This is a genomic window from Streptomyces sp. PA03-5A (genome assembly GCF_033792725.1).
Taxonomy (GTDB): Bacteria; Actinomycetota; Actinomycetes; order Streptomycetales; family Streptomycetaceae; genus Actinacidiphila.
Window position 1 is genome coordinate 8,179 of the sequence record NZ_JARAVL010000039.1, and the last position, 13,018, is coordinate 21,196.

The 13,018-nt window shown below is 73.0% G+C and carries 10 protein-coding genes; 4 read left to right on the top strand and 6 right to left on the bottom strand.

Annotated features, from left to right (window positions below; genetic code table 11):
• Positions 1-279 precede the first annotated feature (279 nt).
• The gene (locus PV410_RS35725) at positions 280-612 is read right to left on the bottom strand and encodes an SH3 domain-containing protein (RefSeq protein WP_500330159.1); all 333 of its coding nucleotides are present in this window, start codon (positions 610-612) and stop codon (positions 280-282) included.
• 123 nt (positions 613-735) lie between these two features.
• On the opposite strand from PV410_RS35725, the gene PV410_RS35730 reads away from it, so the two are divergent.
• Positions 736-2,943, top strand: a complete 2,208-nt coding sequence (locus tag PV410_RS35730) for a serine/threonine-protein kinase (protein ID WP_500330160.1) — start codon at positions 736-738, stop codon at positions 2,941-2,943.
• 54 nt (positions 2,944-2,997) lie between these two features.
• On the opposite strand, the gene ilvD is transcribed toward PV410_RS35730, so the two are convergent.
• The 4 genes from ilvD to PV410_RS35750 all read right to left on the bottom strand — a co-directional run bounded on the left by ilvD (position 2,998) and on the right by PV410_RS35750 (position 7,582).
• Positions 2,998-4,851: a dihydroxy-acid dehydratase gene (gene ilvD, locus PV410_RS35735; RefSeq protein ID WP_500330162.1), complete on the bottom strand. Its 1,854-nt coding sequence runs from the start codon at positions 4,849-4,851 to the stop codon at positions 2,998-3,000.
• A gap of 195 nt (positions 4,852-5,046) precedes the next feature.
• Entirely contained in the window at positions 5,047-5,679 is a 633-nt protein-coding gene (locus PV410_RS35740; protein WP_500330164.1) for a TetR/AcrR family transcriptional regulator, read from the bottom strand.
• On the bottom strand, positions 5,679-6,482 hold the full coding sequence (locus PV410_RS35745) for a sugar phosphate isomerase/epimerase family protein (protein WP_500330252.1): 804 nt from the start codon (positions 6,480-6,482) through the stop codon (positions 5,679-5,681). The genes PV410_RS35740 and PV410_RS35745 overlap by 1 nt, the downstream gene beginning before the upstream one ends.
• A 161-nt stretch (positions 6,483-6,643) precedes the next feature.
• Positions 6,644-7,582: a Ppx/GppA family phosphatase gene (locus PV410_RS35750; protein WP_500330166.1), complete on the bottom strand. Its 939-nt coding sequence runs from the start codon at positions 7,580-7,582 to the stop codon at positions 6,644-6,646.
• Between the two features lie 101 nt (positions 7,583-7,683).
• Here PV410_RS35750 and PV410_RS35755 point away from each other — a divergent pair, with 101 nt between their 5' ends.
• Positions 7,684-8,523, top strand: coding sequence for a DUF3109 family protein (locus tag PV410_RS35755; RefSeq protein ID WP_500330168.1), 840 nt, complete (start codon positions 7,684-7,686; stop codon positions 8,521-8,523).
• Here the strand turns inward: PV410_RS35755 and PV410_RS35760 are convergent.
• Positions 8,520-10,199: a BACON domain-containing protein gene (locus tag PV410_RS35760; RefSeq protein ID WP_500330170.1), complete on the bottom strand. Its 1,680-nt coding sequence runs from the start codon at positions 10,197-10,199 to the stop codon at positions 8,520-8,522. The genes PV410_RS35755 and PV410_RS35760 overlap by 4 nt on opposite strands.
• Positions 10,200-10,414: 215 nt before the next feature.
• Here PV410_RS35760 and radA point away from each other — a divergent pair, with 215 nt between their 5' ends.
• Positions 10,415-11,803 carry a DNA repair protein RadA gene (gene radA, locus PV410_RS35765; RefSeq protein ID WP_500330171.1) on the top strand — a complete coding sequence of 463 codons (1,389 nt, stop codon included), beginning with the start codon at positions 10,415-10,417 and terminating at the stop codon, positions 11,801-11,803.
• 66 nt (positions 11,804-11,869) lie between these two features.
• Positions 11,870-13,000: a DNA integrity scanning diadenylate cyclase DisA gene (gene disA / locus PV410_RS35770; RefSeq protein ID WP_500330173.1), complete on the top strand. Its 1,131-nt coding sequence runs from the start codon at positions 11,870-11,872 to the stop codon at positions 12,998-13,000.
• The last annotated feature ends 18 nt before the right edge of the window (positions 13,001-13,018 follow it).

Here is a 13,018-nt window from a genome sequence, read left to right on the forward strand (position 1 = left end):
GGCCGATACGGACGTTGAGCCGTACGTCGGGGGCGACCGAGTAGTACACGAGATCCGCGGACGCCGCGGTCGCCTCGGCGGCACCCCCCAGCACGAGGAAGGCCGCACCGGCCATCGTGGCCGCACCGGTCACCAGCGCCGTGCGCCTGCTCTTGCCCTTGCCCTTGCTCAACACGTTCCTCCTGAGGGACGGATCACTGACGGATGCGCGCCGCGGCTCCCCGGTGGGCCGGGGAGCCGCGTGGCGCGATGGGCGTGAGCTGTGCCGAGTCGCCGACGTCAGCTGCAGCGTGACGCGACGTAGCCGTCGCTGCCGGTGTGCACGTAGGCGTCGGAGACGTACTGGTTGGTGCCGATGCAGTCCCAGATGTTCGACGTCCCGTAGTAACCGCTGACCGTGGTCCCAGGCGTCTGGCAGAAGATCGGGACCTTGGCGTCGTACGGAAGGACCTTGACGATGTGGTAGCTGGTTCCGGGGCCGGATCGCACGTTGAGACGGGCTCCGGGCGCCACGGAGTAGTAGATCAAGTCGGCGGCCGCGACGGCGGTCTCCGCCCCTGCGGGCCCGTCACTCGCATCGCCCACCGGCTCGTCAAGCTTGTTCTCGGCCATGTGCCCACCCCCGTGAGGATTCACGCTCTGTCAAGTGCAGGCTAGCAATCCGAGCCGTCCTCGTAACGGGGATCCACTAGGCTCACCGAGTTGCGGCTGCTGACGAACACACGGGGGTGGGTCATGCCGCCAGTGCGGAGACCCGGGACCGACCCGGAAGCGGAACATCCGGAATATGCGGGGCCCTACCGGCTGGAAGGGCGGCTCGGCGCCGGCGGCATGGGCGTGGTGCACCTGTCACGCTCGACATCCGGCATGCGGCTGGCCGTCAAGGTCGTGCACGAGGAGTTCGCGGCGGACCCGGAGTTCAGGGCGCGATTCCGCCAGGAGATCACCGCCGCCCGGCGGGTCAGCGGCGCCTTCACCGCATCCGTCGTGGACGCGGATCCGGATGCCGAACGCCCCTGGATGGCCACGCTCTACATACCCGGGCCGACGCTGGCCGAGTTCGTGAAGCGGAACGGGCCGGTTCCGCCGGCCCAGGTCCGCTACCTCATGGCAGGACTCGCCGAGGCCTTGCGGGACATCCACCGGGTGGGCGTCGTCCACCGCGATCTCAAGCCGGGCAATGTGCTGTTGGCTGCCGATGGTCCCAAGGTCATCGATTTCGGCATCTCGCGACCACCGGACAGCGATGTGCGCACCGAGACGGGCAAGCTCATCGGCACGCCTCCCTTCATGGCGCCCGAACAGTTCAGCCGGCCCCGATCGGTGGGGCCCGCCGCCGACGTCTTCGCCATGGCCGGCGTGCTCGTCCACGCCGCGACGGGACGCAGTCCTTTCGACTCGGACAGCCCCTACATCGTCGCGTACCAAGTGGTCCACGACGAACCGCACCTCGACGGCGTCCCTGGAGATCTGCGGCCGCTCATCGAGCGATGCCTCGCCAAGGACCCGGACCACAGGCCCACTCCGGACGCGTTGATGACGGAGCTGAGGAAGGTCTCGGCCTCGTACGACACCCAGACCTTCGGCTCCTTCGACCTCGAGAGCGTCCCGGCGGACGCCCTCATCCCGTCACAGCGGCGATCGGCGGACGGCGCGATCCCCCCGGAAGCGCCCCAGCCGGGATCCGGGTCCGGACCCGAAGCGCCCGGTCCAGCTCCGGCTTCCACGTCCCGAAACCGCCGGACCCGAAGTGCCCTCGCCGCCGTCCTGGCATTGGGTGTCCTCGCCGCGGGCGCCTCCCTGCTGGCCCAACGACACGATGACGTAACGCCGTTGGACTCGACCGGATCCCGGGTCACCGGCGGTGGGGATTTCCACCCGTGGGCGGCCACCCTCCGGGGAGACGGTAGTGGCGGCACGGCAGCCTGCGCGTCCGGGGCAGAGGCCCTGTTCTGCGCCGGACCGGGTGTCGAGGCGGCGAAGCTGGACGCCGACAGCGGGCTCATCCAATGGTCGGTCCGCGAGGCGCCCGTGAAGGGCGGCACCGCCGCGCATCCCCATCCGCCCGTCCTGTCGGGCGGCGTCGTCCGCGTGGTGAACGACGACGAATCGCGGCTGACGGGCCTGTCCGCGGCCACGGGGAAGGTGCGATGGGCCCTGGACATCTCGGCCTACCAGGGCGCGTTCTACAGCGCCGGCGCCACGGTGCTGCTCGCCGGACGCGACGGAACGGTCATCGCCGTGGACGGCGCCACCGGCCGGGAAAGGTGGCGCGTGAATCTGCCGGGCCACACCCAGCCTGCGTTGTCCGCGTACGGCACCTCGGGTCGTGTCTACGCCGTCGAGGTCGGCGCGGACGGTCGCACCACCATGGTGACCGCGGTGAACGAGACGGACGGGACGGTGCAGCGGCAGGTTCGGCTCGACGGGCAGCTGATCCCCGTGGGTGAGTCCGGCACGGACCTCTTCCTCACCTCCGTGGACGGCTTCTACCGCACCGACGCCGTCGTCCGGCTGAACACGGCCACCGGCTCGCACCGGCGAATCCCGATCACCCCGCTCCTCAACCAGCCGCAGACCGCCGTGCGAGGGGACAAGGTGTACCTCCTGGGTCACGGCGGCGAGCTGATCGGCCTCGACACCCGCCGCTCCAAAGGCCGCACGGCGGTCGAACCATGGAGTCTGGAGACGTCGGTGAGTGGTGGCTCCGTACCCACCGTCGTCGGGAACCGGGTGTACTTCACCGCCCTCGACGGACGGCTCCTGGCCGTGGACTCCGAACGGGGGGCCTTCATCGGACAGACGAAGCCACGTATGGGAACGCGTCCGGGCAACTACCCGGGATCCCCGCCCTCCCCCGTCGTCGCCGACGGGAAGGTGTTCGCGACCGCACCGGACGGCAGTGTGTTCGCCGTGGACGCGAAGGACCCCTCCCGCTGGTGATCGTGGGGATCGGCGGAAGGGGTCCCGGGGACGACGACGGGGGCGGGCCCGGGGTCAGCCCTCCAGCTTCGTGACGTCGCGGACGGCGCCCTTGTCGGCGCTGGTGGCCATCGCGGCGTACGCCTTGAGGGCCAGGGAGACCTTGCGGTCGCGGTTCTTGGGGGCGTAGACGCCGCCGAGGGCGGCGCGGCGCGCGGCCAGTTCCTCCTCGGGGACGAGGAGTTCGATGCTGCGGCCGGGGATGTCGATGCGGATGCGGTCGCCGTCCTCGACCAGCGCGATCGTGCCGCCGGACGCCGCCTCGGGGGAGGCGTGGCCGATGGACAGGCCCGAGGTGCCGCCGGAGAAGCGGCCGTCGGTGACGAGCGCGCAGGCCTTGCCGAGGCCGCGGCCCTTGAGGAAGGAGGTGGGGTAGAGCATCTCCTGCATGCCGGGACCGCCCTTGGGGCCCTCGTAGCGGATGACGACGACGTCGCCCTCCTTGACCTCCTTGCGGAGGATCTTGTCGACGGCCTCCTCCTGGGACTCGCAGACCACGGCCGGGCCCTCGAAGGTCCAGATGGACTCGTCGACGCCGGCGGTCTTCACCACGCTGCCGTCGACGGCGAGGTTGCCGTGGAGCACGGCCAGGCCGCCGTCCTTGGAGTAGGCGTGCTCGGCGGAGCGGATGCAGCCCTCGGCGGCGTCGAGGTCGAGGGCCTCCCAGCGCTCGGACTGGGAGAAGGCCTCGGCGGAGCGGACGCAGCCGGGGGCGGCGTGCCAGAGTTCCTCGGCCTCGGCGGAGGGGGAGCCGCCGCGCACGTCCCAGGTCTTGAGCCAGTCGGCGAGCGACGGGGAATGGACGGAATGGACGTCCTCGTTGAGCAGGCCGGCCCGGTGGAGTTCGCCCAGCAGGGCGGGGATGCCGCCGGCCCGGTGCACGTCCTCCATGTAGTACGTGCGGTTCTTCGCGACGTTGGGCGCGACCTTGGCCAGGCACGGCACGCGCCGGGAGACGGCGTCGATGTCGGTGAGGCCGAAGGGGACGTCCGCCTCCTGGGCCGCGGCCAGCAGGTGGAGGATCGTGTTGGTGGAGCCGCCCATGGCGATGTCGAGGGCCATGGCGTTCTCGAAGGCCTCGAAGGTGGCGATCGAGCGCGGCAGCACGGACTCGTCGTCCTGCTCGTAATAGCGCCGGGTGATGTCGACGACCGTGCGGCCGGCGTCCTCGTACAGCGCCTTGCGGGCGGTGTGGGTGGCCAGGACCGAGCCGTTGCCGGGCAGCGACAGGCCCATCGCCTCGGTGAGGCAGTTCATCGAGTTGGCGGTGAACATGCCGGAACACGAGCCGCAGGTGGGGCAGGCGTTCTCCTCGATGCGGAGGATGTCCTCGTCGGAGATCTTGTCGTTGACGGCGTCGGCGATCGCGTCGATCAGGTCGAGGGTGCGGACGGTGCCGTCGACGAGGGTGGCACGGCCGGCCTCCATGGGGCCGCCGGAGACGAAGACGGTGGGGATGTTGAGGCGCAGGGCGGCCATCAGCATGCCCGGGGTGATCTTGTCGCAGTTGGAGATGCAGATCAGCGCGTCGGCGCAGTGCGCCTCGACCATGTACTCGACGGAGTCGGCGATCAGGTCGCGGGAGGGCAGCGAGTAGAGCATGCCGCCGTGGCCCATGGCGATGCCGTCGTCGACGGCGATCGTGTTGAACTCGCGCGGCACGGCGCCCGCGGCCTTGATCGCCTCGCTGACGATGCGGCCGACGGGCTGCAGGTGGGTGTGCCCGGGCACGAACTCCGTGAAGCTGTTGGCCACCGCGATGATCGGCTTGCCGATGTCCTCGCTCGCTACGCCCGAGGCGCGCATGAGGGCGCGGGCGCCCGCCATGTTGCGGCCGTGGGTGACTGTGCGGGACCTCAGCTCGGGCACGGGGACCACTCCCTACGTTTCCATCTCGGAGCCTTCGAGCGTACGCCCCCGGTCGTGGTACGCGGCGGTGTGTCCGTATTGCGGACGGCGAGTCCACCGTGTGGATGGCGATCCGGTACCGGACACGACAGGTCCGCAGCGGGCCGGCGACAGGGCGCTCTCCCCCATTGTCGACCCATCTGCCATGCGGGCGGCTCACCCCGTGACGGGCCCGGGATCGGTCAGATAGCGCTGGAGGGTCGGCGCGATGAGGGCGATGACGTCCTCCATGTCCGCCGACGCCAGCGGCTCGAGCTTGATGACGTAGCGCATCATCACGATGCCGATCATCTGGGCGCCCGCGAGTTCCGCGCGGAGCCGGGGGTCGGGGACCTTCAGCTCCGACGCGACGCGCTCCAGCAGCCGCCGCAGGACGATGCCGCGCAGCACGCCCGCGGCGGTGTCGTTGGTCACGGCGGAGCGGACGATCGCCAGCATGGGGGCCCGGGAGACCGGGTTCTCCCAGATGGCGACGAAGAAGCGCGCCAGGCGCTCGCCGACGCCCGCGGGGCCGGTCGCCAGGACGTCGGGGACGCCGAAGGCGGCCTCGAAGCTCAACTCGATGGAGGCTTCGAAGACCTGCTCCTTCGCCCCGAAGTAGTGGTGCACCAGCGCCGGGTCCACGCCCGCGGACTTGGCGATGGAGCGGATCGAGGTCTTGTCGTAGCCGCGGGCGGAGAACTCCTGCCGGGCCGCGGCGAGGATCAGCTCGCGGGTCTCGGCGGTGCCCGAGCGGCTCCCGGCGGGGCGGCCGCGGCCGCGCCTGCCGGTCCCGTCCTCGGGAGCCATCAGCGCACCCGCGCGGCCGCGGCGAGGTGCAGCCGGGTGAAGGCCAGCGCCTCGGCGAGGTCCGCCTCGCGCTCGGCGGCCGACATCGCGCGCCGGGTGTTGACCTCGATCACCACATGGCCGTCGAAGCCACGTGAGGCCAGGCCCTCCAGCACCTCCGCGCAGGGCTGGTTGCCGCGTCCGGGCACCAGGTGCTCGTCCTTGCCGGAGCCGCTGCCGTCGGCCAGGTGGACGTGACCGAGCCGGTCGCCCATGCGGTCGAGCATCTCCAGCGTCCCGGTCCTGGCCGTGGAGGTGTGCGAGAGGTCGATGGTGAAGTGCCGGTAGTCGTCCTTGGTGGGGTCCCAGTCGGGGGCGTAGGCGAGCATCTCCCGGTCGCGGTAGCGCCACGGGTACATGTTCTCGACGGCGAACCGGACGTCGGTCTCGTTCGCCATCCGCCAGATGCCGGCGACGAACTCCCGCGCGTAGCTGCGCTGCCAGCGGAACGGCGGGTGGACGACCACGGTCGAGGCGCCCAGCTTCTCCGCCGCCGCCTGAGCGCGCTGCAGCTTCACCCAGGGGTCGGTCGACCACACCCGCTGGGTGATCAGCAGGCAGGGGGCGTGCACCGCCAGGATGGGGATGCCGTGGTAGTCCGACAGGCGGCGCAGCGCCTCGATGTCCTGGCTGACCGGGTCGGTCCATACCATCACCTCGACGCCGTCGTAGCCCAGCCGGGCCGCGATCTCGAAGGCCGTCGCCGTGGACTCGGGGTAGACCGAGGCCGTGGACAGCGCGACCTTCGCGTCCGGTACGCGCACGGTGTGTCCGTTCGGGTCCACAGGGTCAGGGGCTGCCACGGGGAACAGCGTACGGCGGCCGGTCGGCCCGACGGCACATCGCACCCGGCCGACGTGACGCGATCGACACGCGGGGCGGAGCGGCGCGGCGCCCGCACGGCGACGGACGCCGTGCGCCGCGCTCAGCCCCGGTCGCTCGTCATCAGGTCGAGGCGCCGCAGGATGACGCCCTCGCGCAGCGCCCACGGGCAGACCTCCAGCTCGGCGACCCCGAACAGGTCCATCGCCGCGTCCGCGACCAGCGCCCCGGCCAGCAGCTGGCGGGCCCGGCCCTCCGACACGCCCGGGAGGGCCCGGCGGGCGCCCTCCGTCATGGCGGCCAGCCGCGGCACCCACTCCGCCAGCGCCTTGCGGCTCAGCGTGCGCTGCACGTACAGGCCCTCGGCGGAGCGGGCCGCGCCCGCGATCCGGGCCAGTTGCTTGAAGGTCTTGGAGGTGCCCACCACGTGGTCGGGCCCGCCGAGCCGGCTGAACTCCGCCACGGTGCGGGCGATCTCGGCGCGCACGTGCTTGCGCAGGCCGCGCACGTCCTCGGAGGTGGGCGGGTCGCCGGGGAGCCAGCCGCTGGTGAGCCGGCCGGCGCCGAGCGGCAGGGAGACCGCGGCGTCCGGGTCCTCGTCCATGCCGTAGGCGACCTCCAGGGAGCCGCCGCCGATGTCCAGCATGAGCAGCCGGCCGGCGGACCAGCCGAACCAGCGGCGGGCGGCGAGGAAGGTGAGCCGTGCCTCGTCCTCCCCGGACAGCACGGTCAGGGCGACCCCGGTCTCGGCGGCGACCCGGGCGAGCACCTGCTCGCCGTTGGCGGCCTCGCGCACCGCGCTGGTGGCGAAGGGCAGGACGTCCTCGACGCCCTTGTCCTCGGCGACGACCAGGGCCTCGGCGACCTGGGCGACCAGCCGCCGCACGCCGTCCTCGCGGATCGCGCCGTCCTCGTCCAGCAGCTCCGCCAGCCGCAGCTCCGCCTTGTGGGAGTAGGCGGGGAGCGGACGCGCGCCGGGGTGCGCGTCCATGACCAGAAGGTGGACGGTATTCGAACCCACGTCGAGGACACCGAGTCTCATGCCCGGAACGCTACTGCGCCGCGCCTTGACCGGGGACATGCGGGGTATGGGCACCTGCGCGGGTGACCACTGGAGGAGCTTCACATGCTTACCCTGACATCGTGGCGAAGGTGAAAAAGGCGACGAAGCGGCAGCATCACCCGGACGTGTCGGACGAGGTCGGGCTCGATTTCCCCCGCGCGTGGGTCGAGTTCCCCGATCCGGCCGACGAGGAACAGGTCTTCCGGTGCGACCTGACGTGGCTCACCTCACGGTGGAACTGCGTCTTCGGCCGCGGCTGCGAGGGCATCCAGGCGGGCCGGGCCGACGACGGCTGCTGCACCCTCGGCGCGCACTTCTCGGACGACGACGACGAGAAGCGCGTCGCGGGGCACGTGGAGCGGCTCACCCCGGAGCTGTGGCAGTTCCACGGGGTCGGCGAGGAGGACGGCTGGGCCGAGGTCAACGAGGACGGCGACCGGCAGACCCGGCGGCACCAGGGCGCCTGCATCTTCCTCAACCGCCCCGGCTTCCCCGCGGGCGCCGGCTGCGCCCTGCACACGCTCGCGCTCAAGGAGGGCCGCGAGCCGCTGGAGACCAAGCCGGACGTGTGCTGGCAGCTGCCGATCCGGCGGACGTACGACTGGGTGGACCGGCCCGACGACACGCGCGTGCTGATGATCTCGATCGGCGAGTACGACCGGCGCGGCTGGGGCCCCGGCGGTCACGACCTGCACTGGTGGTGCACGGGCGCGCGGTCCGCGCACGGCGCGGGCGAACCGGTGTACGTCTCGTACCGGGCGGAGCTCACCGAGCTGATGGGGCCGCGGGGCTACGACCGGCTCGTCGAGCTGTGCGAGCAGCGGCTCGCCTCCCTGCTGCCGATGGCGCCGCACCCCGCCGACCCGGTCCCGGGCTCCCGCGGCGGGGATCAGGGGCCGGACGGGGACGAGGACGCCTAGTCGTCGCCCTGGTCGTCGCCCTGGGCGGAGGACGGGGAGGCCGAGGGGCTCTGGCTCGGCGGGTCGCTCGGTGACGGGTCGGGGGCGGACGGGGTCGGAGAGGGGTCGGGGGAAGGCGACGGCCTCCCCCTCCCCTCGATCGTGACGACCGCGCCCGACGGGTCGAACCAGATCCGTGCCGTCCACGGCCCCACGGGCTCCCGCGAGCGGTCCACGGAGACCGTCAGCGTCATGCTCTCCCCGGGCCGCAGCCTGCCGTGGCTCCGGCTCAGCCGCAGCCAAGGCTCGGAGGTGGCCGCCCGCCAGCGGACCGGCGCCGCGCCCTCGGCGGTGAGGGTGACGACGGTGACGTGACCGCGCGAGCGGGCCTCGACGAGCAGCCGGCCCGGGCGGGGCACCGAGCGGTCGTCGCCGTCCGTGGCGTCGCCCGGCGGTGAGGCGGAGCCCCGGGCACCGGCCGAGGCGGAGGCGGCGGCGGACGCCGAGGGGGCGGCGGACACGACGGAGACCGACAGACGGCCCTGGCCGCCGCGCGTGGAACGCCCGCGCGCGTCGGCCGCGCCCGCGACACCGGCCTTCTCGTACTGCACGCCGTCGAGGCCCTCGCCGGCACTGAAGGAACCTTCCCCCTTGTGCTCGGGCGCCAGCGGCGCCCCGTGGTACGCCGCCCACAGCGCCAGCACCGGTGCCGCGACGACGGCCGCGACCACCGTGGAGGTCACCGCGCGGTGCCGCATCCGGGCCCGCCGCGCCATCCGCTCCTTCAGGTCCATCGGGAAGCCGTGCCGGTCGAAGCGCGGGGTGCCCTGGCGGGCGCGCCCGACGCCGCCCCGCATGGCGTGCAGCAAGGCGGCGTACGCGGCGGAGCGGGGCGCCTCGACCGTCGACAGCACGGCCGTCGCGGCGGTGGTGGCCAGGCCCGGCCAGGGTCCCGTCGCCACGGCGCGCTCGGCCGTGACCCGGCAGTGCGCGCACACGTCGACGTGGGTCACCAGCTCGCGGCGGAGCGCCGAGCCCAGCAGCACCCGGGCGTCACCGGCGAGGCGGGCGACCGCCGCGCAGTTGCCGAGCTCGACCACGGCGAGCGCCGCCCGGGTGCGCTCCACCTCGCAGGCCGCCTGGGCGAGCAGTGCGCGCGTCGCGTCCTGCTCCCGCCCGACGACCAGGGCCACCTCGTGCGGCGCCAGCTGGTGGCGGACGGCGAGCTCCAGCGCCTCGCGCTGCTCGGGGGTGGTGCCGGCCGCCTCGGGCCAGGCCAGCGCCGCCAGTTCGCCGCGTCTGCGGGCGGCCACGTCCGCCGAGGCCTGCACCGATACCGGCCGCCCCTCGGCCAGGGTGCGCAGGCAGGCCCAGCGGGCCAGCGCGTACAGCCAGGGCCTGCGCAGCTCGGGGTCGCGCAGCCGGGCGCGCTGGCGCTCGGCCACGGCCAGCACGTCGCCGAGGGCGGCGGCGGCGGAGTCGTGCTCGCACAGCACGGAGAGGCAGTAGGTGAACAGCCCGTCCAGGTACGGCTCGTAGTGCGCCGGGGGCTGCGCGGGCAGGGTCCCCTGCGGGCGTGGCCGCCGCCGCGCCGGGGACCCCGGGGTCCCCGGCGCGGTGCGGCCACGCTGGACCGGCGCGCGGTGTCGGCGGTGCGCGCCGGTTGTCTGGGAGGGTGTGTCAGACCTGCTGCTCATCACTCCGTGACGGTAGGACCACGACCCGTACACCCTCAGGCATCACGGCGGGCTTTAATCCAAATGGGTGGTGATCCCGCCCGAAAGAGCACACGCCGCTCACCCCGTCGGGTGACCCTCCGGCCACGTGCGCGAGCCTTTTCCGGAGCGGGACGGCAGGGACCCGCGCCCCGGGCGGTGCGGCGTTGTCGGTGGCACCCGATAGCGTGCGGCACATGGCTGCCCGCACCCGCCCCGCTTCCAAGGACCGTCCGTCGTACCGCTGCACGGAGTGCGGCTGGACGACCGTCAAGTGGCTCGGCCGCTGCGGTGAGTGCCAGGCGTGGGGCACGGTCGAGGAGTACGGCGGCGCGTCGCCGGTGCGCACGACCGCGGCCGGCCGGGTGACGACGCCGGCCAAGCCGATCGGGCAGGTGGACGGCCGCCAGGCCACCGCGCGCGGCACGGGCGTGCCGGAGCTGGACCGGGTCCTGGGCGGCGGGCTGGTGCCCGGGGCCGTGGTGCTGCTCGCGGGGGAGCCGGGCGTCGGCAAGTCGACGCTGCTGCTGGACGTCGCCGCGAAGGCGGCCGGGCCCCAGGCGCGCACGCTCTACGTGACCGGTGAGGAGTCCGCGTCGCAGGTACGGCTGCGGGCCGACCGCATCGGCGCCCTGTCCGACCACCTCTACCTCGCCGCCGAGACCGACCTGTCGGCGGTGCTGGGGCATCTGGACGACGTCAAGCCCTCGCTGCTGATCCTGGACTCGGTGCAGACGGTCGCCTCCCCCGAGATCGACGGAGCCCCCGGCGGCATGGCCCAGGTCCGCGAGGTGGCGGGCGCGCTCATCCGCGCCTCGAAGGAGCGCGGCATGTCGACGCTGCTCGTCGGCCACGTCACCAAGGACGGCGCGATCGCGGGCCCCCGGCTGCTGGAGCACCTGGTGGACGTGGTGCTGTCCTTCGAGGGCGACCGCCACGCCCGCCTGCGGCTGATCCGGGGCATCAAGAACCGCTACGGCGCCACCGACGAGGTCGGCTGCTTCGAGCTGCACGACGAGGGCATCACGGGCCTGGCCGACCCGTCCGGCCTCTTCCTGACCCGGCGCGACGAGCCGGTCCCCGGCACGTGCCTGACGGTCACCCTGGAGGGCAAGCGCCCACTGGTCGCCGAGGTGCAGGCGCTGACCGTCGACACCCAGATCCCCTCCCCGCGCCGTACGACCTCCGGCCTGGAGAACTCCCGGGTGTCGATGATGCTGGCGGTGCTGGAGCAGCGCGGCCGGATCCGGTCGATCGGCAAGCAGGACATCTACACGGCGACCGTCGGCGGCGTGAAGCTCGGGGAGCCGGCCGCCGACCTGGCGGTGGCGCTCGCCCTGGCCAGCGCCGCGATCGACACGCCGCTGCCGAAGAACCTGGTCGCGGTGGGTGAGGTGGGCCTGGCGGGCGAGGTCAGGAGGGTCACCGGGGTGCAGCGCAGGCTCGCCGAGGCGGCCCGGCTGGGCTTCACCCACGCCCTCGTGCCGCCGGACCCGGGGAAGATCCCGTCGGGGATGAAGGTGACGGAGGTGGCGGACATAGGGGACGCCTTGCGCGTCCTGCCCAAGAGGGCCCCACGTCCCTGACCCTTCCGACGGTAAACTTTGCCCTGGTCTCGCCCATCCGGGCATCCGTACGACCGGAGGAGAGCAGTGGCAGCCAACGACCGGGCGTCAGCTCCCGGCAAGGCCTGGAGTCGCGAGGGCTCGGGCGGTGAGGGTCTGATGCGCGCCTCCCTGAGCGCCGTGGCCCCCGGCACGGGCCTTCGGGACGGCCTCGAGCGGGTCCTGCGCGGCAACACCGGCGGCCTCATCGTGCTGGGCATGGACAAGACCGTCGAATCACTGTGCACCGGCGGTTTCGTGCTGGATGTCGAGTTCAGCGCCACCAGGCTGCGCGAGCTGTGCAAGCTCGACGGCGCCCTCATCCTCGACCGGGACATCACCAAGATCGTGCGGGCCGGGGTCCAGCTGGTGCCGGACGCGTCGATCCCCACCGAGGAGACCGGCACCCGGCACCGCACCGCGCAGCGGGTCTCCATCCAGACCGGCTTCCCGGTCGTCTCCGTCAGCCAGTCGATGCGGCTGATCGCCCTGTACGTGGCCGGTCAGCGCCGCGTCCTGGAGGACTCCGCGGCCATCCTCTCCCGCGCCAACCAGGCGCTGGCCACCCTGGAGCGCTACAAGCTGCGCCTGGACGAGGTCGCGGGCACCCTCTCCGCCCTGGAGATCGAGGACCTGGTCACCGTCCGGGACGTCACGGCGGTCGCGCAGCGCCTGGAGATGGTGCGCAGGATCGCCACGGAGATCGCGGAGTACGTCGTCGAGCTGGGCACCGACGGCCGGCTGCTCTCCCTGCAACTGGACGAGCTGATCGCGGGCGTCGAGCCCGAGCGCGAGCTGGTCGTCCGCGACTACGTGCCGGAGCCGACCGCCAAGCGCAGCCGCACGGTCCCCGAGGCGCTCACCGAACTGGACTCGCTGCCGCAGGGCGAGCTGCTCGAACTCCCCACCGTGGCAAGGGCGCTGGGCTATGCCGGCTCCCCCGAGGCGCTGGACTCCGCGGTCTCGCCGCGCGGTTACCGGCTGCTGGCGAAGGTGCCCCGGCTGCCGAACACGATCGTGGAGCGGCTGGTCGAGCACTTCGGCGGGCTGCAGAAGCTGCTCGCCGCGAGCGTGGACGACCTGCAGACGGTCGACGGCGTCGGCGAGGCCCGGGCCCGCTCCGTCCGCGAGGGGCTGTCGCGCCTCGCGGAGTCCTCCATCCTGGAACGCTACGTCTGAGGCCTGGGGGTCCCGGAG

What these genes read in the sequence shown, in the direction of transcription:
- PV410_RS35750 (WP_500330166.1), bottom strand. Translation starts at nt 7,582, where the DNA reads ATGAGACTCGGTGTCCTCGACGTGGGTTCGAATACCGTCCACCTTCTG.
- PV410_RS35725 (WP_500330159.1), bottom strand. Translation starts at nt 612, where the DNA reads ATGGCCGAGAACAAGCTTGACGAGCCGGTGGGCGATGCGAGTGACGGG.
- radA (WP_500330171.1), top strand. Translation starts at nt 10,415, where the DNA reads ATGGCTGCCCGCACCCGCCCCGCTTCCAAGGACCGTCCGTCGTACCGC.
- PV410_RS35730 (WP_500330160.1), top strand. Translation starts at nt 736, where the DNA reads ATGCCGCCAGTGCGGAGACCCGGGACCGACCCGGAAGCGGAACATCCG.
- PV410_RS35740 (WP_500330164.1), bottom strand. Translation starts at nt 5,679, where the DNA reads ATGGCTCCCGAGGACGGGACCGGCAGGCGCGGCCGCGGCCGCCCCGCC.
- PV410_RS35760 (WP_500330170.1), bottom strand. Translation starts at nt 10,199, where the DNA reads ATGAGCAGCAGGTCTGACACACCCTCCCAGACAACCGGCGCGCACCGC.